General features: G+C 68.4%; 22 protein-coding genes. 9 read left to right on the plus strand and 13 right to left on the minus strand.

What is annotated here, in order from left to right:
• Positions 1-69: 69 nt before the first annotated feature.
• Positions 70-621: a DUF177 domain-containing protein gene (locus ACAM51_RS06160; RefSeq protein ID WP_218295605.1), complete on the minus strand. Its 552-nt coding sequence runs from the start codon at positions 619-621 to the stop codon at positions 70-72.
• Positions 622-646: 25 nt separating this feature from the next.
• Between ACAM51_RS06160 and ACAM51_RS06165 the strand changes: the two genes are divergently transcribed.
• From ACAM51_RS06165 to ACAM51_RS06175, 3 genes are all read left to right on the plus strand, one after another.
• On the plus strand, positions 647-1,246 hold the full coding sequence (locus tag ACAM51_RS06165; protein WP_369643010.1) for a nucleoside triphosphate pyrophosphatase: 600 nt from the start codon (positions 647-649) through the stop codon (positions 1,244-1,246).
• 121 nt (positions 1,247-1,367) lie between these two features.
• Positions 1,368-2,144, plus strand: a complete 777-nt coding sequence (locus tag ACAM51_RS06170) for an SAM-dependent methyltransferase (RefSeq protein ID WP_218295607.1) — start codon at positions 1,368-1,370, stop codon at positions 2,142-2,144.
• 49 nt (positions 2,145-2,193) lie between these two features.
• Entirely contained in the window at positions 2,194-3,327 is a 1,134-nt protein-coding gene (locus ACAM51_RS06175; protein WP_369643011.1) for a hypothetical protein, read from the plus strand.
• 163 nt (positions 3,328-3,490) lie between these two features.
• On the opposite strand, the gene ACAM51_RS06180 is transcribed toward ACAM51_RS06175, so the two are convergent.
• The 4 genes from ACAM51_RS06180 to ACAM51_RS06195 all read right to left on the minus strand — a co-directional run bounded on the left by ACAM51_RS06180 (position 3,491) and on the right by ACAM51_RS06195 (position 6,757).
• Complete coding sequence (locus tag ACAM51_RS06180; RefSeq protein WP_218340097.1) at positions 3,491-4,537, minus strand: S49 family peptidase; 1,047 nt, start codon at positions 4,535-4,537, stop codon at positions 3,491-3,493.
• Positions 4,538-4,638: 101 nt separating this feature from the next.
• Positions 4,639-5,016: a Rieske 2Fe-2S domain-containing protein gene (locus ACAM51_RS06185; RefSeq protein WP_218340096.1), complete on the minus strand. Its 378-nt coding sequence runs from the start codon at positions 5,014-5,016 to the stop codon at positions 4,639-4,641.
• A 32-nt stretch (positions 5,017-5,048) separates the two neighbouring features.
• Positions 5,049-5,723 (minus strand): HAD family hydrolase, encoded by a 675-nt coding sequence (locus ACAM51_RS06190; protein ID WP_218340095.1) that lies wholly within the window; start codon positions 5,721-5,723, stop codon positions 5,049-5,051.
• 20 nt (positions 5,724-5,743) lie between these two features.
• Positions 5,744-6,757, minus strand: a complete 1,014-nt coding sequence (locus ACAM51_RS06195) for an RluA family pseudouridine synthase (RefSeq protein WP_218295611.1) — start codon at positions 6,755-6,757, stop codon at positions 5,744-5,746.
• Positions 6,758-7,355: 598 nt separating this feature from the next.
• Here ACAM51_RS06195 and ACAM51_RS06200 point away from each other — a divergent pair.
• From ACAM51_RS06200 to queF, 4 genes are all read left to right on the plus strand, one after another.
• A complete protein-coding gene (locus tag ACAM51_RS06200; protein ID WP_369643012.1) occupies positions 7,356-10,490 on the plus strand; it encodes an Rne/Rng family ribonuclease in 3,135 nt (1,044 codons plus the stop codon).
• Between the two features lie 187 nt (positions 10,491-10,677).
• Positions 10,678-11,463: a peroxide stress protein YaaA gene (gene yaaA / locus ACAM51_RS06205; protein ID WP_218340093.1), complete on the plus strand. Its 786-nt coding sequence runs from the start codon at positions 10,678-10,680 to the stop codon at positions 11,461-11,463.
• A 35-nt stretch (positions 11,464-11,498) separates the two neighbouring features.
• On the plus strand, positions 11,499-12,410 hold the full coding sequence (locus tag ACAM51_RS06210; RefSeq protein WP_369643013.1) for a 2OG-Fe(II) oxygenase: 912 nt from the start codon (positions 11,499-11,501) through the stop codon (positions 12,408-12,410).
• A 57-nt stretch (positions 12,411-12,467) separates the two neighbouring features.
• Positions 12,468-13,313 (plus strand): NADPH-dependent 7-cyano-7-deazaguanine reductase QueF, encoded by an 846-nt coding sequence (gene queF, locus ACAM51_RS06215; RefSeq protein ID WP_369643014.1) that lies wholly within the window; start codon positions 12,468-12,470, stop codon positions 13,311-13,313.
• Positions 13,314-13,330: 17 nt separating this feature from the next.
• On the opposite strand, the gene ACAM51_RS06220 is transcribed toward queF, so the two are convergent.
• The 8 genes from ACAM51_RS06220 to ACAM51_RS06255 all read right to left on the minus strand — a co-directional run bounded on the left by ACAM51_RS06220 (position 13,331) and on the right by ACAM51_RS06255 (position 23,495).
• Positions 13,331-13,597, minus strand: a complete 267-nt coding sequence (locus ACAM51_RS06220) for a hypothetical protein (RefSeq protein ID WP_218295616.1) — start codon at positions 13,595-13,597, stop codon at positions 13,331-13,333.
• Positions 13,598-13,687: 90 nt separating this feature from the next.
• A complete protein-coding gene (locus ACAM51_RS06225) occupies positions 13,688-15,247 on the minus strand; it encodes a methyl-accepting chemotaxis protein (protein WP_369643015.1) in 1,560 nt (519 codons plus the stop codon).
• A gap of 151 nt (positions 15,248-15,398) precedes the next feature.
• Positions 15,399-16,688, minus strand: a complete 1,290-nt coding sequence (locus ACAM51_RS06230; RefSeq protein ID WP_218340089.1) for a DNA polymerase IV — start codon at positions 16,686-16,688, stop codon at positions 15,399-15,401.
• Positions 16,689-16,764: 76 nt separating this feature from the next.
• A complete protein-coding gene (locus tag ACAM51_RS06235; protein ID WP_369643016.1) occupies positions 16,765-18,465 on the minus strand; it encodes a thiamine pyrophosphate-binding protein in 1,701 nt (566 codons plus the stop codon).
• Positions 18,466-18,513: 48 nt separating this feature from the next.
• Positions 18,514-19,740, minus strand: a complete 1,227-nt coding sequence (locus tag ACAM51_RS06240) for a pyridoxal phosphate-dependent aminotransferase (RefSeq protein ID WP_369643017.1) — start codon at positions 19,738-19,740, stop codon at positions 18,514-18,516.
• Entirely contained in the window at positions 19,737-20,648 is a 912-nt protein-coding gene (locus ACAM51_RS06245; RefSeq protein WP_218340087.1) for an amino acid ABC transporter substrate-binding protein, read from the minus strand. The genes ACAM51_RS06240 and ACAM51_RS06245 overlap by 4 nt, the downstream gene beginning before the upstream one ends.
• A gap of 97 nt (positions 20,649-20,745) precedes the next feature.
• Complete coding sequence (locus ACAM51_RS06250; protein ID WP_369643018.1) at positions 20,746-21,936, minus strand: NAD(P)/FAD-dependent oxidoreductase; 1,191 nt, start codon at positions 21,934-21,936, stop codon at positions 20,746-20,748.
• 23 nt (positions 21,937-21,959) lie between these two features.
• Positions 21,960-23,495 carry an aldehyde dehydrogenase family protein gene (locus ACAM51_RS06255; RefSeq protein ID WP_369643019.1) on the minus strand — a complete coding sequence of 512 codons (1,536 nt, stop codon included), beginning with the start codon at positions 23,493-23,495 and terminating at the stop codon, positions 21,960-21,962.
• On the opposite strand from ACAM51_RS06255, the gene ACAM51_RS06260 reads away from it, so the two are divergent.
• Both ACAM51_RS06260 and ACAM51_RS06265 read left to right on the plus strand, forming a co-directional pair.
• Entirely contained in the window at positions 23,494-23,631 is a 138-nt protein-coding gene (locus ACAM51_RS06260) for a hypothetical protein (RefSeq protein WP_218340085.1), read from the plus strand. The genes ACAM51_RS06255 and ACAM51_RS06260 overlap by 2 nt on opposite strands.
• A gap of 103 nt (positions 23,632-23,734) precedes the next feature.
• On the plus strand, positions 23,735-24,655 hold the full coding sequence (locus ACAM51_RS06265) for a LysR family transcriptional regulator (RefSeq protein ID WP_369643778.1): 921 nt from the start codon (positions 23,735-23,737) through the stop codon (positions 24,653-24,655).
• Positions 24,656-24,657: the final 2 nt, after the last annotated feature.

The raw sequence follows: 24,657 nt of genomic DNA on the forward strand, positions 1-24,657 counted from the left end.
CAGCCCATTAAAGACACGAGGGGATTCGCGCGAAGCCCTCGATTATAGCCTAAATGGCTCGCGGCCTCTTTATGACCCTTTGCCGGGTTTTCGCAGGCCCGCCAGCGCGGCAAATGGGTTGGGCTTCTCGGCGTTGGCCTCTTCGAAATCCTCATCCGAGGAAGCCAGGGGCACCGAGGTCGGGCATTCGTCGTGCTTGGGCACCACGGGCAGCGCCATCAGCAATTCGTCTTCGATCAGCTCGCGCAGATCAAATTCGCGGCTCATGGCCAGCAGGTCTTCCTCGCTCTCGTCGTCCAGCGCCTCGGCCGTGGCTTCGTCGGCCACGAAGCGGAACTCGCGGTCCACCTCCAAGGGGACATCCACCGGGGTCATGCAGCGCTGGCACTCCATGGGGAAACTGGCCTGCACCTTGAGATGCAGCCACACCTGGCCCATGCCACCCAGCGCCGTGCGCACTTCGCCGACCGCCTCCCAGTCCACCATCAGGTCCGGGTGCAGGCCCTTGGCCTCCTGGGCCAGGCGTTCGTACTTCAAGAGCGAATCGTGGCCCGACAGCCGACCGCCCGCCTGTGCAAAGGCTTTCACGTCCAGGCGCTGTGCGGAGAATTCCTTGGTCATGGCGGCAGTGTAAGAGAATCGGCGCATGCATCAATCCCCTCCCCTGCAACGCCCTCTGGTATTGGGCTCCACCTCGCGGTACCGGCGCGAATTGCTCCAGCGGTTGAACCTGCCTTTCGACGTTGCCGCCCCCGATGTGGACGAGACGCCCCGCCCGGGCGAGGCCCCGCGCGCGCTGGCCCTGCGCCTGGCGGTGGCCAAGGCCCAGGCGGTGGCCCGCCAGCACCCCGATGCCGTGGTGATCGGCTCCGACCAGGTCGCCGACCTTGCGGGCGAACCCCTGGGCAAGCCGGGCCACCACGAGCGCGCGGTGCAGCAGTTGCGCCAGATGCGGGGCCAGACCGTGGTGTTCCAGACCGCCGTGGCCGTGGTATGCGCCGCCACGGGCTTCGAGCAGGTGGACCTGGCTGCGGTGGAGGTGAAATTCCGCGACCTGTCCGACGCAGAGATAGAGCGCTACCTGCGCGCCGAGCAGCCCTACGACTGCGCGGGCAGCGCCAAGAGCGAAGGCCTGGGCATCGTGCTGCTCGATGCCATCGTGAGCGACGACCCCACCGCGCTCATTGGGCTGCCCCTGATCCGCACCTGCCGCATGCTGCGGGCGGCAGGGCTGGTACTGCCGTGATGAAACATCCCCCGAGCCGCGTCGCGCAGCCACCCTCTCCTTGCGCAGAAGGGCACGCCCCGGCCTGGGCTGCGCCAGCTGCCTGGACGGCCGGTACCACGCAGCCCCATGGAGCCCAGCGATGAACGCAAGAACCGGAACGCTGTACCTGGTGCCCGCGCCGCTCGATTTTGGCTGCGACAGCCAGGTTCCGCTGCAGGATGCGCTGCCCGCCAGCACCTTGCAGACCGCCGCGCGGCTCACCCACTGGGTGTGCGAGAACGCCAAGAGCACCCGCGCCTACCTCAAGCGCGTCGATGCCCTCCACCCCCTGGCCGCTTCCCTACAGCAGCAGCAGATCACCGAACTGCCGCGCGAGGTGCACAAGAAGGGAGATCATGGCGACAAGGGGTCGGCCCCCTTCGATGCCCGCCCCCTGCTGGCCGCCGCGCTGGCGGGGCATGACATGGGACTGGTCAGCGAGGCGGGCATGCCCGCCGTGGCCGACCCGGGCTCGTCCGTGGTGCGCGCCGCGCACGATCTGCAGATCCCCGTGGCCCCCCTGGTGGGCCCGGTGTCGCTGCTCCTCGCACTGGCGGCCAGCGGCCTGAACGGGCAGAACTTCGCATTCGTCGGTTATCTGCCACAGGACAGCCAGGAGCGCACCCAGCGCATCAAGGAACTCGAAGGCCTGGCCCTCAAGACAGGGCAGACCCAGCTCTTCATCGAAACCCCGTACCGCAATGCGGCCCTGTGGCAGGCGCTGGTCCAGGCGCTGCAACCCCACACCCGGCTGGCGCTGGCCAGCGGGCTGACGCTGCCGGACGCACGCATCCGCAGCCAGCTGGTGCGGCAATGGCGCCAGCAGCCCGAGCCCCCCGACAACCGCACCCCCGTGGTGTTCGCATTGGGCCGCTGACATGCAGTCGCATTCAGTTGCTATATTTTTAATAGCTTGTAGCGCTTATATGACAAGCGCAGAGGCCATTATTCGTTGTGAATTGAACGGCAAGGCCATCAACATCTCCAACGGCGCCGAAACGGCCGGACAGTCCGGGCTCGTGCGCTGCCGCGAAGAGGACACGGGCCATGTCCAGCGAGAGCAGGAGCTGCGCAATGGCAAGTACATCGGCCAGGAGCGCATGTTCGACCGCGAAGGCCGCCTGCAGCGCGAGCGCACGGTGAACGAACGCGGCAACAGCCACGGCCGGGTGGCCGAGTTCTGGCCCAACGGCCAGGTGCGGCGCGAGGAAACCGCCGACAACGGCCGCACCCAGGGCGCGGTGCGCCGCTTCGATGCCACCGGCCGCGTGGAGCGGGTGTCGTTCCATGGCGACGGGCAGGAGCTCTTTCATGTGGAGACCAACGGCAGGGGCCAGCCCACGCGCCTGCTCTGCCCCCGTGCCAGCGTGCTGCCCGAAGACCGCAAGCTCTGCGGCTTCGATGGCGCCACCGACACCCTGCTGCACGCGGAAAACGGGACCCCAACCGCACAGCTTCGGTACGACCAGGGCCGCCTGCTGAGCGCCACCGAATGGAACGGCGACGGCCTCGTCTCCGCCCAGCAGCTCGTGGTGGAAGGCCGGCGCGTTCACCGCAGCTTCCACACCGAAGGCGGCAGGAGCGTGCTGCGCGAGGAACGCGTTTTCGCCCCCGACGAGCGCGCGCTGCGCGACACCCGGGGCCCTCTGTGGAGCACCCGGCGCTACGGCGCATCGGGCCAGCTCATCGAGCAGCGCGGTTTTGACGGCGGGCGCGAGGTGCAGGTGGAGCGCTGGTACCTCAACGGGTCCGTGCGCGAACGCAGCACCTGGAGCGGCACCGGCGAGCAGGCCCGCCTGCTGCGCGAGATGTACCGCGACGACGGCAGCCTCCTGCGGCGCGACCAGCTCACCAAGGACCAGTGGCCCGTGGGAACGCAGCAGGCGTTCCACGACAACGGCCGGCCGGCGATGGAAGAGCAGTATTCCGTCCCCGATGCCCGCGGCCGCACACGCCTCACGGCGCGCAAGCAGTGGGACGAAGCGGGCAAGCTCGTGGCGGACGACACCATCCTTGAAGACGGCTCGCGCCAGCGCAGGGCCGGCGGGCTGGACAGCTGAAGCAGGCATCACACCCCGGCCCCTCCACCCTCCTGCCGCCCCTGAGGCTTGCACGGCCCGGTCAGCAGCGCCATTCACACACGCCCATACGCAAAAATGCCCCGGATGGAATCTCCACCCAGGGCATTGGCTGCGAGCGGCCCGCAGGCCAGATCAGGTGGCGTCAGCGCAGCTGCGGCCCCGCCACTGACAGCGACTTGACCGCGCCCACGCCGATGGCGGCGCCAAAACGCTTGACCAGGCGTTCGGCCACGTTGTCGCGGCGGGTGTAGTCGATGATGTCCTCGGCCTTGACCACTTCACGCGCCACGTAGTCCAGGTTGCCCAGCTTGTCTGCCAGGCCCATTTCCACGGCCTGCTGGCCGGTCCAGAACAGGCCGCTGAACGTGTCGGGCGTGGTCTTGAGGCGGTCGCCGCGCCCGGCCTTCACCACGGCGATGAACTGCTGGTGGATCTGGTCGAGCATGGTCTGCGCGTAGGCGCGCTGCTTTTCGGTCTGCGGACTGAACGGGTCGAGAAAGCCCTTGTTCTCGCCAGCGGTCAGCAGGCGGCGCTCCACGCCCAGCTTTTCCATGGTGCCGGTGAAGCCGAAGCCATCCATCAGCACGCCGATGCTGCCCACGATGCTGGCCTTGTCCACATAGATGTCGTCCGCTGCGGCGGCGATGTAGTACGCGGCCGAGGCGCAGGTTTCCTCCACCACGGCATAGATCGGCTTGTTGTGCTTGGCCTTCAGGCGCACGATCTCGTCGTTGATGATGCCGGCCTGCACCGGGCTGCCGCCGGGCGAATTGATGAGCAGCACCAGCGCCTGCGAGCCTTCGTCCTCCAGCGCGCTGCGCATCGCGGCCACGACGAACTCGGCGCTGGCCTCGGCGCCCGCGGCGATCTCGCCCTTGATGTCGACCACCGCCGTGTGCGGCGCGCTCTTGCTGGCGCTGGGCGACGCCTGGCGCAGGGCGGCGAAGGCAACGGCGGCGATCAGCAGCAGCCATGCCAGCCGGAAGAATATCTTCCAGCGGCGGGCGCTGCGTTGCTCTTGCAGGGCAGAGAAGGCCAGCTTTTCCAGCGTGGCGCGTTCCCAGCCGGGTTCACGCGATGAGTCGCTCACAGATGCTCCTGAATTCGTAGCTGATTGCGCCCACAGGTCGGGCGCTGGGTTGCTTTTGGGGTCAAAACCCGGGGAACCGGGCGGTTGGGGGTCGGTCATGTCATGCGTCCTGGCGCTGCGCCTGCCTTGCCGGGGCGGCCTGTCCAGGGCACGGGCAAGGCACCGGACGACAGCACATAAGGGTAATTCATCTAGATTTTCTAGAACTCTACGGGTTGCAGGTTGTATGCAGTATGCCAGTGCACCACGCCATCGCTTTCCGACAAGGCAATTTTCACCAGGCCGCCCCGGCAGGGCCCCCCCGCGCACTGCCCCGTGCTGGGCAGGTAGGCCGCACCATGGGTGGCGCACAGCAGCCACTGGCCGGTGTCGTCGAAAAACCGGTCGGGCTGGTAGTCCATTTCCATCGCCACGTGCGTGCAACGGTTGAGGTAGGCATGGGGCGTGCCGCGGTAGCGGATGGCAAAGGCCCGGCAGGTCTGCCCCGCATAGACCACGTCAAACGCGACGGCCAGGCCGCTGTCGGCCAGGTCGGCGCTGTTGCACAACGCAATGGCCCGGTCAGGAAGGTCCGTCATGGGAATGCTCGCTTGCGCATCGTGCACCCCCGTCAGGCGTATTGCAGCAGCCAGTCGTGCAAATCGCGCACCGAATGGGCCACGTGCAGCGGGTTGAGCGCATGGAACACCTCGGGCTCATGCGCGCCGTAGCTCACCCCCACGCTGGCGCAGCCGGCATTCACCGCCATCTGCAGGTCGTGCGTGGTGTCGCCCACCATCAGCAGCCGCTCGGGCAGCACGTCGAACTCGGCCATCAGCTCCTGCAGCATCAGCGGATGCGGCTTGCCCGCGGTCTGGTCGGCCGTGCGCGAGCCATCGAACACGCCGCGCAGGTCCACCGAATGCAGCGCATCGTCCAGGCCGCGGCGGCTCTTGCCCGTGGCCACCGCCAGCAGGTGCCCGCGATCGCGCAGGTCGGCCAGCAGCGGCAGCACGCCGTCGAACAGGCTCAGGTCCTCCTGGTGCTGGATGTAGTGGAACCGGTAGCGGTTGCCCAGGTCGGTGTACTTCTCGGGCGGCACGTCGGGGGCGGCATGGGCCAGGGCCTGCATGAGCCCCATGCCGATCACGTAGGCGGCCTCCTTGTCGGTGGGCACCGTGCCACCGACATCGCGAACCGCCGCCTGGATGCAGCGCACGATGATGGCGGTGGAATCAAACAGGGTGCCGTCCCAATCAAAGGCGATGAGATCGAAACGGCGCGGGCGGGAGGTGGTGGAGGGCATGGGGGGTTGTTCGCGCCATTTCAGGCAGGAGAAGGCACAAAGCCGGCCAGTTCGGACGGCAGCTCGGCATGGAGCGCCACGCGCTCGCCCGAGGCGGGATGGTTGAACTGTAACCGCCAGGCATGCAGGAACATGCGCTTCATGCCCAGCTTCTGCAGCCGCTTGTTGAGGTCGAAATCCCCGTACTTGTCGTCCCCCACGATGGCATGCCCCTGGCTGGCCAGGTGCACGCGGATCTGGTGGGTGCGGCCGGTCTTGATGGTCACCTCCAGCAGCGACATGGCGGGCAGCCCCTGCGCGGGGCGCGGGGGCACCGAGCTGCGCACCTTGACGAGCGTGACGGAGCGCATGCCGTCCGGGTCGTCGGCCGTGGTCACGCGCACACGGCGCTCCCCGTCGGCCTGCAGGTACTTGTGCAGCGGCAGGTCGATGACCTTCTTGTTGGCGGGCCAGGCACCCGTGACGAGTGCCAGGTAGGTCTTGCCGGTCTCGCGCTCGCGGAACTGGTCCTGCAGGTGCGTGAGCGCCGAGCGCTTCTTGGCCACCAGCAGGATGCCCGAGGTCTCGCGGTCCAGCCGGTGCACCAGCTCCAGGAATTTCGCGGCCGGGCGCGCCTGGCGCAACTGCTCGATCACGCCGAAGCTCACGCCGCTGCCGCCGTGCACCGCCACGCCGGCCGGCTTGTCGATGGCGATGAGGTGCTCGTCTTCGAGCAGGATGGGAAATTCGCGCGCGGGCGCCGGGCGCTCGGCCTTCTCGGCGACCTTGTCTGAAATTCGAACAGGAGGCAGGCGCACCACGTCCCCTGCTTCCACGCGGGTGTCGGCACTCACGCGGCCTTTGTTGATGCGCACCTCGCCGCTGCGGATGATGCGGTAGACGTGCGTTTTTGGCACACCTTTCAAGTGGCGTATCAAAAAGTTATCGAGCCGCTGGCCCGCGGAATCGGAATCGACCTCGATCAGGCGTGCCGCCGGAGGGCTTGCCGCCGTGGTGCGGTCGGATGGCGGTTTGGCCCCTATAATGTGTTTCACCTGCGCGTTGCTGTGTAAGTGGTTGATTTGTCTGGAGTTTAGTCCACGCAACCCTTTCCCTCGTGCAGGAAGGTCGATGCCAGCGGGCGTCGTGCACGCAGATTGCAGGCCAGATGCCTGCGGTGGCCTGCGCTTCGTTCGGCGGGCTGACAGATTGAAACACTGATACGGAATCCCCAAGCTGGCAGACGCACCCTACCCGGGAGCAGCCTGCCAGCGGATCGAAGCGAGCATGTGGTTGTTGATGGCATGGATGGTGACCTTGTGGCGGTGGCTGTTGCCCCCGGCCGCACACGCACATTCCGCCCCAGCGCCCGTCCTGCAAGCGCAACACGCTACTATTTTGGTAGCAAAACTGCGCCACTCTCACTCGCCCCCATCCACGCGCCCCTGCCTTTTCCTGCCGCGCTAGCGCTCGGCAGACCCTTGGCATTCCCGGCAATTCCCTTCGTTTCGATGCGTCAGTCCAGGCATTCACAGCTCCTGTAGAGCTTGTTGTATTGGTTTGGAAACTGTGGGCGGCAGCCCGCGCAGCCCTCTCCGTGGGTCACGGTTGGCTGCTCCGCTGCTGTCCGCGAAACACTGAAGGAATCGCATCATGAAGCGGATGCTCATCAACGCCACGCAGCCTGAAGAACGGCGCCTGGCCATCGTCGACGGACAGAAGCTCCTCGACTACGAAATCGAAATCGAGGGGCGCGAACAGCGCAAGGGCAACATCTACAAGGCCGTCGTCACGCGCGTCGAGCCTTCGCTGGAGGCCTGCTTCGTCGACTACGGCGAAGACCGCCACGGCTTCCTGCCGTTCAAGGAAATCTCGCGCAGCTACTTCACCCCCGGTGTCTCGCCCAGCCAGGCGCGCATCAATGAAGTGATCCGCGAGGGCCAGGAGTTGCTGGTCCAGGTCGAAAAGGAAGAGCGCGGCAATAAGGGCGCGGCCCTGACCACCTTCGTCTCGCTGGCCGGCCGCTACGTGGTGCTGATGCCCAACAACCCCCGTGGCGGTGGCGTCTCGCGCCGCATCGAGGGCGAGGACCGCGCCGAGCTCAAGGAGGCGATGGACCAGCTGGAATACCCCAACGGCATGTCCATCATCGCGCGCACCGCCGGCATCGGCCGCACCGCGCCCGAGCTGCAGTGGGACCTGAACTACCTGCTCAAGCTGTGGAACGCCATCGACGGCGCCGCCAAGGGCGGCAAGGGCGCCTTCCTGATCTATCAGGAATCGAGCCTCGTCATCCGCGCGATCCGCGACTACTTCAACAACGACATCGGTGACATCCTCATCGATACCGACGACATCTACGAACAGGCGCAGCAGTTCATGGCGCACGTCATGCCCGAGCATGCCGCCCGCGTGAAGCGCTACCGCGACGACGCCGCCCTGTTCAGCCGCTTCCAGATCGAGCACCAGATCGAATCGGCCTACGCCCGCACCGTGCAACTGCCCTCGGGCGGCGCCATCGTGATCGACCACACCGAAGCGCTGGTCAGCGTGGACGTGAACTCGGCCCGCGCCATCAAGGGCGGCGACATCGAGGAAACCGCCACCCGCACCAACCTGGAAGCCGCCGACGAAGTGGCGCGCCAGATGCGCCTGCGCGACCTGGGCGGCCTGATCGTGATCGACTTCATCGACATGGAGGAGAGCAAGAACCGCCGCGAAGTGGAAAACCGCCTGCGCGACGCGCTGCGCCAGGACCGCGCCCGCGTGCAGTTCGGCACCATCAGCAAGTTCGGCCTCATGGAGATGAGCCGCCAGCGCCTGAAGCCCGCCTTGAGCGAAGGCTCGTCCATCCCCTGCCCGCGCTGCGGCGGCTCGGGCCATATCCGCGACACCGAATCTTCGGCCCTGCAGATCCTGCGCATCATCCAGGAAGAGTCCATGAAGGACAACACGGCCGCCGTGCACTGCCAGGTGCCGGTGGAAGTGGCCTCGTTCCTGCTCAACGAAAAGCGCACCGAGATCGCCAAGATCGAGCTCAAGCAGCGCGTGGCCGTGCTGATGGTGCCCAACAAGACGCTGGAAACCCCCAACTACCGCCTGGAACGCCTCAAGCACGACGATCCGCGCCTGGACCACATCGAAGCCAGCTACAAGCTCGCCGAAGAAGTGGAAGACCCCACCGCCGTGACGCGCCGCTCGCAAGAGCCCACCAACAAGCAGACCCCGGTGATCAAGGGCGTGCTGCCCGATGCACCCGCCCCCGTGGCCGAGCCCCGCCCCGAAGGCGCGGCCCGCCCACCCCGCGCCGGCCAGCGCCCCGCTGCCGCGCCCGCGGCACCCGCCCAGGCCCCCGTGGCTGCGCCAGCGCCCGCTGCCGCCGCCGCGCCGCAGGAGCAAGGCTTCTTTTCCTGGCTCAAGAGCCTGTTCGGCTTTGGCGATGCACCGGCAGCCCCCGCACCGGTGGCAGCAGCCCCTGCCCCCGCCGCCACACCTGAAACCACGGGCCGCGGCGAGCCCCGCCGCGATGGCCGCAACGGCGAAGGCCGTGGCCGCCGTGGTGGCCGCGATGGCAACCGGGAAGGCCAACGCGAAGGCGGCCGTGATGGCGGCAACCGCGAAGGCGCCAGCGAAGGCCGCGGCCGCCGTGGCGAGCGCTCGGCCGAAGGCCGCGCTCCGCGCGACGCCGAGGGCCGTCCACCCCGCGACACCGACCGCCGCCCCGAAGGCGAAGCCCGCGAGGGACGCGAAGGCCGCAACGGCCGTGACGGTGGCCGTGGCCGCCGCGACGCCGAGCCCCGCAACCAGGCCGCCGGCCTGAACGGCGACAACACCGCTGCCGCGCAGGCGCAGGTGGAAGGTCCGAACGGCAACAGCGCGGAAGCGGGCCAGCAGCCGCGCGGCGAGCGCGGTCCGCGCCGTGACCGTGGCGAAGGCTCCGGCCGCCGCGAACGTGGAGACCGTGCAGAGCGCGGCGAACGCACGCCCCGTGCTGTCGAAGCGCAGGAGAGCACCGCGCCGGCCGCGGGCGACTTCGTCGACACCGCCCCGCTGGCATCGCTGCCCGACCTGGACCTGTCCGGCAACGACGTGGCCGCGGGCAATGGCGCCCCGGCCAGCGAAGAGCAGCAGCGCCGCGAGCGCCGCTCGCGCGACCGCTACGGCCGTGACCGCCGCGAACGCGGCGAGCGAGGTCCTCGTGACAGCGCCGAGACCACGGCAGCGGCACCGGCGATGCTGGACTTCGATCCCACCGCCGTCGCCGCACCCCAGGCCGAACCGGCGCCGGAACAGGATGAGGCTCCACGCCGCAGCTACTTCAGCGCCCCCGCCGCACCGGTAGAGGCCCCCGTGGCCGAGGCTCCGGCTGCCGCCCCGGTGGCGGTTGCAGCGCCAGCGCCCGTGGCTGGTCCGGTGGCCGCCACGGCCCCTGCTGCCACGGCACCCGTGGCGCCCCCGGCCGCACCCGTTGCCGCGCCCGCGCCAGCCCCGGTGGCGGTTGCTGCTGCGGCGGCTGCCGCCAACGGCATGCCCCGTGTCCAGTCCTTCACGCTGCCGGTCGACGAGCTCCAGCAGGTTGCCGCCTCGTCGGGGCTGCAATGGGTGAACTCGGACGCGGGCAAGATCGCCGCCGTGCAGGCGGCGATCGCCGCCGAACCGCAACCCATCCGCGTTCCACGCGAACGGCCGCCCGCGGTCGTGCTGGACGAAGGCCCGCTGGTGCTGGTGGAAACCCGCCGCGACCTGTCGGCGATGACCCTGCCTTTCGAGCAGCCGCCGGCGGCCTGATCCACCGGCTGCGGCCCTGAAAACAAGAAGGCGGCCCAGGGCCGCCTTCTTGCTTTGGGGGCCCTGAACAACGCCTTGGCGCTGCGGCGGCCCTGCAGCAGGTACCATTTTGGCCGCTGCCGGCATTCCGGCCTCGCTCCACCCAGCCTTCCCCCTTCCGAGCCCCACGGACCACCCGGACTCCCACATGCTGTTCCTGCTGTCCCCTGCCAAATCCCTTGACTACGACACCCCCCTGCCCGAGGGGCTGCCCCATTCCACGCCCCAGTTCGTGCCACAGTCCACGGCCCTGATCGAGGTGCTGCGCACCCAGTCCCCCCAGGACATCGCCTCGCTCATGGACCTGAGCGACAAGCTGGCCGCGCTCAACGTGGCGCGCTACCAGGCCTGGCGCCCCCGCTTCACCGCCGCCAACTCGCGCCAGGCGCTGCTGGCCTTCAACGGCGACGTGTACGAAGGCCTGCAGGCGCGCGCGCTCACCGCCGACGACCTGGACTGGGCCCAGCGCCACGTGGCGATCCTGAGCGGCCTGTACGGCGTGCTGCGCCCGCTCGACCGCATGCAGCCCTACCGGCTGGAGATGGGCACGCGCCTGGCCACGGCCGCGGGCAGCAACCTGTACCAGTTCTGGGGCAGCCAGATCGCCGAGCACCTCAACACCCGGCTGCGCGCCGACACCACGCCCGTCGTGGTCAACCTGGCGTCGCAGGAGTATTTCAAGGCCGTGGACCGCAAGGCGCTCAAGGCACGCGTGGTCGAATGCGTGTTCGAGGACTGGAAAGGCGGCGGCTACAAGATCATCAGCTTCCACGCCAAGCGCGCGCGCGGCCTCATGGCCCGCCATGCCGTCACGCACCGCCTTGCCACACCCCGCCAGCTGGAAGGGTTTGATCTGGACGGCTATGCCTTTGCCCCGGCATCATCCGGGCCCGAGCGCCTGGTATTCCGGCGCAAGGCAGCACCCGCCCCGTAACCCCGAAAGAAACCTGCTTACGTTGAAGGACCGCCATGACATCGCGTTCTGAACAGCACCCGGACAGCACCACGGCAACCCACCAGGACCGCGGTGCCGCGCGGCAGGCCATCACGTCCGAGCTGCGCCGCTGGATCATCGAGCAGGCCCAGGCAGGCTATGCCGCGCCCGTGGTGCTGCAGTCCATGCGCGATGCGGGCTGGGATGAGGACGTGGCCGCCGATGCGCTGGAGATCACGCTGCAGGACCACCTCAACGAACTGGCCGTGCAGCAGGGCCAGCCACCCGCCGTGGCGGTGCCCGAGCCGCGGCTGGACGAATCCCCCGCGCAGCTTGAGGCCGGCGACCGCAGCGTGAACGTGCTGCTGGCGATCGCCCAGCCGCGCATCGTGGTGTTCGGCAACCTGCTGTCGCCCGAAGAATGCGATGCGCTGATCGCCGCCGCCGCGCCGCGCATGGCGCGCTCGCTCACCGTGGCCACCAAGACGGGGGGCGAGGAAGTCAACGACGACCGCACGAGCGACGGCATGTTCTTCCAGCGCGGCGAAAGCCCGCTGCTGCAGCGCATCGAGGAGCGCATCGCCCGCCTGCTGAACTGGCCCATCGAGAACGGCGAGGGCCTGCAGGTGCTGCACTACCGCCCCGGTGCCGAATACAAGCCGCACTACGACTACTTCGACCCCGCCGAGCCGGGCACGCCCACCATCGTCAAGCGCGGCGGCCAGCGTGTGGGCACGCTCGTGATGTACCTGAACACGCCCGAGAAAGGCGGCGGCACCACCTTCCCCGATGTGCATGTGGAAGTGGCGCCGCAGCGCGGCAATGCCGTGTTCTTCAGCTACGAGCGCCCGCACCCGTCCACGCGCACCCTGCATGGCGGCGCCCCGGTGATCGCCGGCGAAAAATGGATCGCCACCAAGTGGCTGCGCGAGCGGGAATTCAAATAAAAACAGGCCCTGGCGCTTATCCACATTGCGCTACAAGCTATCAATTTAATAGTATCCATGAACACCCCGGAACAATCCCAACTCGGCAAGGCGTCGGCCTACATCGACCAGTACGACGCCTCTTTGCTGTTCCCCATCCCCCGCGCGGGCAAGCGGGCCGAGATCGGTGTCACCGGCGCCGCGCCGTTCTTCGGCGCCGACCTGTGGACGGCGTTCGAGCTGTCGTGGCTCAACCAGCGCGGCAAGCCGCAGGTGGCGCTGGCGCACATCACCGTGCCGTGCGAGACCCCCAACATCGTGGAGAGCAAGTCGTTCAAGCTCTACCTCAACAGCTTCAACAACACCCGATTCACGGATGCGGCCGAGGTGCAGGCCCGCGTCCGTGCCGACATCAGCGAGGCCGTGTGGCGCGGCGCGGAGCACCCGGCCACCGTGGGCGTGCGGCTCCTCAGCCCCGAACTGTTCGACCAGGAGCCCGTGCACGAACTCGACGGCCTGAGCCTCGATCGGCTGGACGTGGAATGCACGCAGTACCAGCCCGCGCCCGAGCTGCTGACGGCCGTGTTTGGCGAGGCCCCCGTGTCCGAAGTGCTCACCAGCAACCTGCTCAAGAGCAACTGCCTGGTGACGGGCCAGCCCGACTGGGGCAGCGTGCAGATCAGCTACAGCGGCCCGCAGATCAACCAGGAAGGCCTGCTGCAGTACCTGGTGAGCTTTCGCAACCACAACGAATTCCACGAGCAGTGCGTGGAGCGCATCTTCATGGACGTGTGGACCCGCTGCAAACCCATCAAGCTCACCGTGTATGCGCGCTACACGCGCCGGGGCGGCCTGGACATCAACCCGCTGCGCACCAGCCACCCGCAGGGCCTGCCGCACAACGTGCGCACCGCCCGCCAGTAAGGCCCTCCAAAGATCCGCTAACCGCGCGCGTCAATCCAGTCGCACCGCAGGGTGTGGCGCGCATGCGCGCGGGTGCGCCAGGTCACATACAGGCTGGGCAGAAAGATGGCGACCAGGCACACCGGCGCGGTCCAGGGCTCGCCAAAGGCGCAGATGGGAAACCAGCCCACCCACCCCAGCATCCAGATCGTCAGCACCAGGTCCCAGAGGTGGTACTCCAGCGGGTGCTCGGCCTTGTGCGCGACATGCCACTGCTTGATGCGTTGCAGCTCGTTCAGGGTCATGGGAACCTCCCGGAAAACGGGAAATTCACTGTAAGTTACGAGTAAGAATTCGTCAAGAAATACCGCGCGCCCCGCCACGGCGCAGGGCCGCTAGCCCAGACGAAACACATCCACGGACCGGCCCAGCGACAGGGCGCTTTCCTTGAGGCCCTGGGCCGATGCCGCCGACTGCTCCACCAGCGCCGCGTTCTGCTGCGTCACGGTGTCGAGCTGCGTGACAGCCTCGTTGACCTGGGCGATGCCCTGGGACTGCTCCTTGGTCGCGCTGCTGATCTGCTGCACCAGCGTGCTCACCCGCCCGACGGCGTTGACCACGCCCTGGATGGTGGTGCCCGCATGGTCCATCTGCTGCGCGCCGTTGGCGATCTGGTTCACCGTCGCGCCGATCAGGCCGCTGATCTCCTTGGCCGAGCTGGCGCTGCGCTGCGCCAGGGCCCGGACCTCCCCCGCCACCACGGCAAAGCCCCGGCCCTGCTCGCCCGCGCGGGCCGCCTCCACGGCGGCATTGAGCGCCAGCAGGTTGGTCTGGAAGGCGATGCCCTCGATCACGCCCACGATCTCGCTGATGCGCGTGGACGACTGCTTCATCTCCTGCATGGCAGTGCCCACCTCCTGCACGGCCTGGCCGCCGCGCGTGGCGATGTCGCTGCTTTGCGCGCTCTCGTGCGACACCTTGGCGGCGGTGTCGGCCGTCTGCTGCACGGTGCTGGCCAGCTGCTCCATCGACGCGGCAGTTTCCTCCAGGCTGCTCGCCTGCGATTCGGTGCGTGCCGACAGGTCCAGGCTGCCGCGCGAAATCTCGGCGGCCGACTGGGTGAAGCTGCGCACTTCGGTGCGCACATCGCCCACCACCGCGCGCAGGTTGACCTGCGTCTGCCGCAGCCGCTGCATGAGCGCGCCCAATGGCGGTGGATAGTCCACGTGGACCGAGGTGGCCAGATTGCATGCCGAGATGTCGGAGGCGAACCGGGTCGCATCGTGCACGCCCCGCAGCACGGTGGCCTGGTAGCGCCACAGCGCCCACCCGCTCCCCACCAGCAGCAGCACCAGGCGCGTCACCCAGGCCACGGGGCCCTGCAGCCCCAGCATGTCGGGCACCAGCGCCAGCAGCAGCAACACCCCAAGCACCAGCGCCATGCGGGGCAGCAACGCCATTTGCGCCATGCGCTGCCGCCAGCCACGCACACCGCGGTAGCGCAGGTTGCCGGCGTCCAGGTAGAAACTGCGCGCGCCCGAGGCCGCATCGCGGCGCATCTGCGCATACAGGGCCTCGGCGGCATCGGACTCCGCCGCGCTGGGCTTGGTGCGCACCGACATGTAGGCGCGGGGCTTGCCCCCCTCCATGATGGGCGTGACATTGGCCCGCACCCAGTAGTGGTCGCCATTCTTGCGGCGGTTTTTCACCAGCCCCGTCCAGGGCTCCCCCCGGCCGACGGTGCGCCACAAGTCCTTGTAGGCCTCGGCGGGCATGTCGGGGTGGCGGATGATGTTGTGGGGCTGGCCGACAAGCTCGTCGTGGCTGTACCCGCTCACGCGCACGAAGGCGGGGTTGCAGTGCGTGATCTCGCCCTTGGTGTTGGTGCTGGACACCAGCAGCTCATCGCCGGGGTAGTCGAAATTCTGCTGGGTCACCGGCAGGTTGATGCGCATGGAAAGCTCCTGATGGGCCCGCATCGTCGGCAGGCGGCGCGGTCCGCTACCGCTTGATACCGATCAAGTCTACCTGCCGATCACACCGTCTGGCACCAAAAGAATTGCGGTGGTGCCGCGAGAACGGGCGGCCCCGGGCGCAGCCTCGGGCCTAGAAAAGCTGACCGGTTTCCATGGTGGCCTGCGCGTCGGGCCGCCGCCCCCGGCCGCCGGCCGGCACCGGTGTGCGTGGCTCCAGCACCGGCTCTTCCCCGCGCCGCGCCAGCGTGCTGGCCCGCACCCCCAGCAGGCGCAGGCGCTTGTCCAGCGGCACGCGCTTGAGGCACTGCCCGGCCAGCTGGCGGATGGTGGCGCCGTCCGCCGTGTAGATGCCCGCGGTGTGGTCGCGCGTGGCGATCTTGAAGTCGTCGTAGCGCAGCTTGATGCCGATGGTGCGCGCCACATAGCCCTTGCGCTGCAGGTCTTCGGCCAGGCGCAGGCACAGGTCGGTGAAGATCGCGCCCAGCTCCGCCTTGTCGCGCACGGCGTGCAGGTCGCGGTCGAAGGTGGTCTCGCGGCTCATGCTCACGGGTTCGCTTTCGGTCACCACGGGGCTGTCGTCCCGCCCCCAGGACACCCGGTGCATCCACGCCCCCGTCGATTTGCCGAAGTGCCCCATCAGCCACTGTTCATCCTGCGCCGCCAGCTGGCCGATGGTCTCGATGCCCAGGCGCGCCAGCTTCTCACCCGCCTTGGGGCCGATGCCGTTGATCTTGCGCACGTTGAGCGGCCAGATCTTCGCCTGCAGATCCGACTCATAGACGATGGAGATGCCGTTGGGCTTGTTGAACTCGCTGGCCATCTTGGCCAGCAGCCGGTTGGGGGCCACGCCGATGGAGCAGGTCAGCCCCGTCACGTCGAAGATCCTCTTCTGGATGAGCCGTGCCAGCACCCTGCCTCCTTCGCGCTGGCCCCCGGGCACGTCGGTGAAGTCGATGTAGACCTCGTCCACGCCCCGGTCCTGCATCACCGGAGCGATGTCGGTGATGGTGCTCTTGAACAGGCGCGAAAAGCGGCGCACTTCGTCGAAATCCACGGGCAGCACGATGGCATGGGGGCACAGCCTGGCCGCCTTCATCATGCCCATGGCCGAGCCCACGCCGAACTGCCGCGCCGCGTAGGTGGCGGTGGTGATGACGCCCCGGCCCACATAGTCCTTGAGCAGGGGAAAGTCGGCCACCGGAATGAAATGCGGCTCGCGCAGGCCCTGGCCATCGGGGCTCTGGTGCAGCAGCTCGTCCACCTTGCGCCGCCCGCCGCCGATGACCACGGCCAGGCCCTTGAGCTGGGGGTAGCGCAGCAGCTCGACGGATGCGAAGAAGGCATCCATGTCGAGGTGCGCGATGCGGCGCAGGCGCGGTGCGGAGGGCTCGTCGGGCGGTGCGGAGGTCACGGCCTCCATTGTGCGCAAAAGCGCAGACACCCTGCTGTCAGCCGCACGGCCGACCACAGGGTTTGGGCTGCGGTATTGATTGTGTCTATTGCTTCTTGGCGAGCGCCGCGTTGCGCAGGCCCTGCAGCGTTCCCGTGGGCGTGATCGCCTCGGGGTCGATCAGGCAGTGCAGCACGCTGGGCAGGCCGCTGGCGCGCGCGCGCGCCAGGGCGGGGGCGAAGTCTTCGGTGCGCTCCACGCGCTCGCCGTGGCCGCCGAAGGCCTGGGCGTAGGCCTTGAAGTCGGGGTTCTTGAGCTGCGTGGCGCTCACGCGGCCCGGGTACTCGCGCTCCTGGTGCATGCGAATGGTGCCGTACATGGCGTTGTCCAGCAGCACCACGATGATCGGCAGGCCGTACTGCACGGCGGTCGCGAACTCCTGGCCGTGCATCAGGAAGTCGCCGTCACCCGCGAAGATCACCACCTCGCGCTGCGGCCACAGGCGCTTGCCGCCCACACCGGCCGGCAGGCCGTAACCCATCGACCCGCTGGTGGGCGCGAGCTGGCTGGCATAGGTGGTGAAGGGCCAGAAGCGGTGCACCCACGTGGCGAAGTTGCCCGCGCCGTTGCAGAAGATGGTGTCGGCGGGCAGCACGTCCTTGAGGTGCTGCATCACCTGGCCCATCTGCAGATCACCGGGGATGCGGATGGGCGCGGTGTCGCTCCAGGCCAGGTAGTCGGCATGGGCGGCTTCGGTGTGGGCCTTCCACGGCACCGGCGCCGCAGGGCGCACGGCATCCAATGCCGCGGCGAAGGCCTGCGGCGTGGCGTGGATGGCCTGCGTGGGGCGGTACAGCTTGCCCAGTTCATCGGCATCGGCATGCACATGCACCAGGGGCTGTGCGGGCGTGGGGATGCCGAACAGCTCGTAGCCCTGCGACGGCACTTCGGACAGGCGCCCGCCCACCACCAGCACCAGGTCGGACGCGCGGATGCGCGCCAGCAGCTTGGGGTTCACGCCCAGGCCCAGGTCGCCGCCATAGCAGGCGTGGGTGGCGGCAAACAGCATCTGCCGGCGGAACGAGCAGTACACCGGAATGGACCACGCCTCGGCAAACGCCGTGAACTCGCGCACCGCCTGCTCGGACCAGCGGCTGCCGCCCAGGATGGCCACGGGGCTCTGGGCGGCCTGCAGGCGCTGGGCCAGCTCGGCCATCTGCGCGGCGCCGGGGTGGGTCTCGGTGACCTGGTAGGGCAGCGCATCGGCCACGCTGGCGGCTTCGGTCAGCATGTCTTCGGGCAGCGCCACCACCACCGGGCCGGGGCGGCCCGAGGTGGCGACGTGGAAGGCGCGCGAGATGAGTTCAGGCACACGCGCCGGGTCGTCGATCTGCACCACCCACTTGGCCATGGTGCCGAAGACCGCGCTGTAGTCGAGCTCCTGGAACGCCTCGCGCCCCATGGCGCCGCGCGCCACTTGCCCCACGAACAGGATCATCGGGGTCGAGTCCTGGTGCGCGATGTGCACCCCGGCTGACGCATTGGTGGCGCCCGGCCCGCGCGTCACGAAGCAGATGCCTGGCTGCCCCGTGAGCTTGCCCTGCGCCTCGGCCATCATGGCCGCGCCGCCTTCCTGGCGGCACACCGTCACGCCGATGTCCGCATCGTGCAGGGCATCGAGCACAGCCAGGTAGCTCTCGCCCGGCACGCAGAACAGCTGCTTGACGCCATGGGTGATGAGCTGCTGCACCAGGATCTGGCCGCCGGTGCGGCTTGGGGCGGGGCTGGAGGTGGAAGGCGTGGTCATGTCAAAAGGTCCGGAACGGGAAAATATCAAACGAGGAAAACAGGCGGGTCAGCGCAGCGCCTCGCACGCACGGCGGATACGTGAGCAGGCCCCCTGCAGGTCGGCCATACTGGCAGCGTACGAGATACGGAAATACGGCGCCAGCCCCAGCACGCTGCCCGGCACCACGGCCACGTGGAACTCGCGCAACAGGTAGTCGCAAAAATCGGCATCCGTGCGCAGCAGCGCGCCGCCCGGCGTGGTGCGGCCCAGCACGCCTTCGCAGCTGGCAAACGTGTAGAACGCACCCTCGGGCACGCGGCAGCGCAGGCCCGGCGATGCGTTGAGCGAAGCCACCACGAGGTCGCGCCGCGCCTGGAACTCGCGGCAGCGCTCGGCCACCACGTCCTGCGGGCCGGTGAGCGCCGCCACCGCCGCCGCCTGGCTGATGGACGATGCGCACGACGTCGCCTGGCTCTGCACCACCGCCATGGCCGCGATCAGTGCACGCGGGCCCGCGCCGTAGCCGATGCGCCAGCCCGTCATGGCGTACGACTTGGACACGCCGTTCACCGTGAGCGTGCGCTCGCGCAGCGCGGGCAGCACGACCACCGGCGTGGCGAACGCATGGCCGTCGTACAGGATGTGTTCGTAGATGTCGTCCGCCAGCACCCACACCCGCGGGTGGCGCAGCACCACCTCCAGAAGGGGCCGCAGTTGCTCGGCGCTGTAGGCCGTGCCGCTGGGGTTGGACGGCGAGTTGATGAACACCCAGCGCGTGCGCGGCGTGATGGCGGCATCGAGCTCCTGCGCCGTGATGCGAAAGCCGTTGTCTTCGCTGCACGGCACCACCACGGGCACACCGCCCGCGATCAGCACCATGTCGGCATACGAGGTCCAGTACGGCGCGGGCAGGATCACCTCGTCGCCGGGGTTCAGGCTGGCCATCAGCGCGTTGTAGATGACCTGCTTGGCACCGGCGCCCACCGTGATCTCATTGGTGGCGAACGCGAGGCCGTTGTCGCGGCGGAACTTGAGCTGGATCGCGGCCTTGAGCTCCGGCGTGCCGTCGAGCACCGTGTAGTGCGTGTCACCCCGCGCCATGGCGCGCTGCGCGGCCTCCTGGATGTGCACGGGCGTGTCGAAGTCCGGCTCGCCCAGGCCCAGCACGATCACGGGCTGACCCTGGCGCTTCAATTCATTGGCGGCCTGGGTGATGCGCACGATGTCCGACACGCCGATGGCGCTGATGCGGTCGGCCGCGCGAAAGGCTGTGGCGGGGATGGCGGCGTTCATTGCTGGTAGGACTCCAGGGGCTTGTCGTTGGGTGCGGAGAACAGCTGGCGCAGCGTGGTGCCCAGCGGCAAATTCAGGCTCATGTTCTTGGGCGGAATGGGGTTCACGAACCACTTGGTGTAGATCTTTTCCATCTCGCCGCTCTGCATCAGCCGGGTGAGCACGCCGTCCACCGCGGCCTTGAAGGTGGGGTCGTCCTTGCGGAACAGCAGCGCGATCGGCTCGGCGCCCAGCGGCTCGCCCACGATGCGGTAGGCCGACGGGTCCTTGGAGTTGGAGATCAGGCCCGCCAGCAGGTTGTCGTCCAGCACGAACGCATCAGCGCGGCCGGATTCGAGCAGCATGAAGCTCTCGTGGTGGTCCTTGCCCAGCACCGTCTTGACGGGTGCGCCCAGCGTGCGCTCCTGCTTGCGCAGCAGCTGCACGGCCGTGGTGCCGGTGGAGGCCGCGATCGTGCGGTTGCCCAGCTGGCTGATGGACTTTAGGTCCGAATCCTTGCGCACCGCCATGCGCACCTCGCTCACATAGGTGGTCACGGCAAAAGCCACCTGCTGCTGGCGCGCCAGGTTGTTGGTGGTGGGGCCGCAGCCGATGTCCAGCGTGCCGTTCTGCACCAGCGGCATCGTGTTCTGCGCCGTCACGGCCATGTACTCGAGCTTCGCGTCGGGCACGATTTCCTTGAGCACGCGCTCGCACAGCTCCACATGGTAGCCCACATATTTCTCGTTGGCCCCCAGTGCGTAGGCCATGGGCGGCGAGGTCTCGCGCACGCCCAGCACCGCCTTGCCCGATGCCTTGATCTTCTCCAGCGTGGGCATGGCGGGTTGCGCCTGCGCGGGCACGAAGGCCGTGCAGGCCAGTGCGAGCCCTGCAGCGAGCGCGGTGAATGTCTTGCGGGAAATTGCCATGGTCGTTGTCTCCGGTTGTGTTGTGGTTGGCAGGTGGGAAAGCGTCGAAAAAGAGGAAGGGCCGGATGGGCGGGGCCCCGGTGCGGGGCTCCTGGGTTCAGATGACGTTCTTCTCCAGCAGCGGCTGGTTGCGCGCGATGCGCTCGATGGACAGCGGCGACAGGTCCAGGCTCTGGTAGCGCCCCGTCAGCATCAGCTCGGCCAGGCCGCGCCCCACGGCAGGGCACTGCTGCAGGCCATGGCCCGAGAACCCGTTGGCGAACACCAGGTTGTCGCACGTCGGATGCAGGCCCACGATGGCGTTGTGGTCGAAAGTGTTCATCTCGTAGTAGCCCGCCCAGGCGCCCTGCATGCGCAGTGCCTCGAAGCCCGGAATGCGCTCGGCCAGGGCAGGCCACACGTGGTCTTCAAAAGCGTGGTGCTCCGGCTCCAACGGCGCAAAGTCGGCATCGTCGCCAGCCTGCGGTGCAAAGCCGCAGATGAAGCCCGAGCCCTCGGGCCGCAGCCAGATGCCGCTGGTGTCGATGAGCAGCGGGCAGCCGGGCAGCGCCGCGGGGCTGGCCAGGTGGAACACCGTGCGGCGCTTGCCCACCACGGGCAGGCCGATGCCCGCCCAGCCCGCGATGGCCGCGGCCCAGGGGCCACCCGCGTTCACCGCAAAGCGGCACGGCAGCTCGCCACCGCTTTTCAGGCGGACGGCACGCACATGCCGCACGCCATCGCTAGCCACCACGTCCAGGCCCACGGCCTCATCGGCCACGTAGCGCACGCCCTGGCTCTGCGCCTTCTTGCGCAGCGCGGTCAGCAGCAGGTAGCCGTCGAACCATCCCTCGCCCGACAGCCCGAGCGACCCCAGCACCACGTCCTGCAGCGCCAGCCACGGAAAACGCCCGGCCAGCTGCTGCGGGCCGAGCAGCGCCACATCGGCGCCGTGACGCTTTTGCAGCGCATGGTTCTCGCGCAGCGTGGCCTCGCCGGCCGCGGTGGCCAGGTACAGATAGCCGCCCTCGTGCAGGCCCACATCCGGCGCGTCGCCGCTGCAGGCCAGCAGCGTGTTCACATTGCGCAGAAAGTCGATGCCATAGGCCGAGATCTGGACATTGATGTCGGTGGAGAACTGCTGGCGGATGGAGCTGGCCGACAGCGCGGACGATGCGCGCGCATAGGTCGGGTCCCGCTCGACCACCACCACCGCGCAGCCCGGCTGCTGCAGCGTCAGGAAGTACGCGATGGCGCTGCCGATGACGCCGCCACCGATGACGACGATGGGTGGCGTTTCAGCCGGCATGAAAGCGCTTGCCACTGCGCTGCTCACACGTCGAAGGTCACGCCCTGCGCCAGCGGCAGTGCCGTGGAATAGTTGATGGTGTTCGTCGCCCTGCGCATGTAGGCTTTCCAGCTGTCGGAGCCCGCCTCGCGCCCGCCGCCGGTTTCCTTCTCGCCGCCAAACGCGCCGCCGATTTCCGCGCCGCTCGGGCCGATGTTCACGTTGGCAATGCCGCAGTCCGAGCCGGCTGCCGACATGAACAGCTCGGCCTCGCGCACATTGAGCGTGAAGATCGACGACGACAGGCCCGCGCCCACGGCGTTGTTCATCGCGATGGCTTCGTCCAGCGTGCTGTAGCGCACCACGTACAGGATGGGCGCAAAGGTTTCGTGCAGCGCGGGGCCTTCATGGGCTTTCAACTCCACCAGAGCGGGGCGCACGTAATACGCATCCGCACCGCCCACGCCTTCCACGCGGCCACCACCGTGCACCGTAGCGCCCAGCGCGCGGCTTTGCTCCAGCGCTTTTTGCATGCCGTCAAACGCAGGGCGGTCTATCAGCGGGCCCACCAGCGTGCCGGGCGTGCGCGGGTCGCCCACCTGCACGTTGGCGTACACCTTGGTCAGCTGGGGCACCAGCTGGTCGTAAATGCTCTCGTGCACAAACAGACGGCGCAGCGTGGTGCAGCGCTGGCCCGCCGTGCCCATGGCGGCGAACGCAATGCCGCGCAGGGCCAGGTTCAAATCGGCCGAGGGCGCCACGATGGCGGCGTTGTTACCGCCCAGCTCCAGGATGCCGCGCGCAAAACGCGCTGCAAGGCGCGGGCCCACGGCGCGGCCCATGGCGGTGGAGCCCGTGGCTGACAGCACGGGCACGCGGGCGTCATCCACCAGCACCTCGCCAATGTCGCGCTGGCCCACGATCAGCTCCAGCAGGCCTTCGGGCGCGTCGGCACCAAACCGCGCGATGGCACGCTGCGCGATGGCGTGCGTGGCCAGGGCCGTGAGCGGGGTCTTTTCGGACGGCTTCCACACCACCGAATCACCACACACCAGCGCCAGCGCCGCGTTCCACGACCACACGGCCACCGGGAAGTTGAAGGCCGAGATCACGCCGCACACGCCCAGCGGGTGCCAGGTTTCCATCATGCGGTGGCCGGGGCGCTCGGTGGCAATCGTCAGGCCATACAGCTGGCGCGACAGGCCCACCGCGAAGTCGCAGATGTCGATCATCTCCTGCACCTCGCCCAGGCCTTCGGACGGAATCTTGCCCGCCTCGATGGTGACGAGCAGTCCCAGGTCCGCCTTGGCGGCGCGCAGCTCTTCGCCCAGCAGGCGCACCAGCTCGCCCCGGCGCGGCGCAGGCACGTTGCGCCAGGCCTGGAAGGCCGCATGCGCACGGCCGATGGCGGCGGTCGCCTCGGCGGGGCCGTGCTGCGGCACCCGGGCCAGCACCTCGCCCGTGATGGGCGAGCGGGCGGCCAGCGTGCCACCGGTGTAGCCCGCGCGGGGCACGCCCAGGCGTTGCAGCAATTGATCGACTTCGGTCACGAGGGGGGTGGCGGCAGGGGTGACGGACATGGCGGCTCGCAAGGATCAGAAGGGCAGGAAAAAGGGGCAGCGCAGGAGAAAACACGCAATGAAGGCGCCAATATCCGCCAATCCTGCCGCGCTGGATAGCAAAAAAATGGAACTACTTGATCACAAATTGGAATGAAGTACCTGAAAATAGCAGGAGCCCGCACCGCACACCGCATCAGTGCCACGGACTTGAAAGGCCTTGCCTGGGCCACCGCCGATCATTCCCCCCACGCATGACCATGCTGCGCCGCTCCTTCCTGCCTTCCACCGCCGACCTGCTGGCCTTTGAAACGGCTGCCCGCCACCAGAGCGTGTCGCGCGCGGCCGAGGAGCTGCACCTCACGCAAAGCGCCGTGTCGCGCCAGATCCGCCAGCTGGAGGAGCAACTGGGCACCGCCCTCTTCCACCGCGTGCGCCAGCGCGTGGTGCTCACCGACGCGGGCCGCGTCTACGCCGCCGACGTGCTGGCCGTGCTGCAGCAGCTGTCGACCAGCACGCAAAAGGCCATGGCGTTCGCGAGCACCGACGGCCTGCTCAACCTGGCCGTGCTGCCCACGCTGGGCACCCGCTGGCTCATCCCACGCCTGGGCGGCTTCATGGCCCAGCACCCCGAGGCCATGGTCAATTTTTCGGCCCGCACCGAGCCCTTTGATTTCGCGGGAACACCGTTCGACGCGGCCATCCACTTCGGTGCGCCGCACTGGGCGGGTGCCGTGTGCGAATACCTGATGCACGAAGAGACGGTGCCCGTGTGCAGCCCCGCCTACCGCGACCGCCACCACATCCGCACGCCACAGGATCTGACCCGCGTGGTGCTGCTGCAGCAAAGCACGCGCCCCACCCAGTGGGCCGAGTGGTTCGAGCTGGTGGGCGCCCCCACGGCCCTGGCCCTGCGCGGCCCCCAGTCCGAACACTTCGCCATGATCGCCCAGGCCGCCGTCTCGCACCTGGGCGCGGCGCTGCTGCCGCGTTTCCTGATCGAGCAGGAGCTGGCGGCGGGCAGCCTGGTGGAGCTGTCGGGCACGGTACTGACCAGCACCGATGCGTACTACCTCGTGTACCCGGAGGCGCGCGCGCAGACGCCGCTGGTGAAGGCGTTCAGGGACTGGGTGGTGGGGGAATGCCAAGCACACTCGGCTGTGGCGCAGCACGGTGGCTAAGG

It is taken from the genome of Acidovorax sp. A79, assembly GCF_041154505.1.
Lineage (GTDB): Bacteria > Pseudomonadota > Gammaproteobacteria > Burkholderiales > Burkholderiaceae_C > Acidovorax.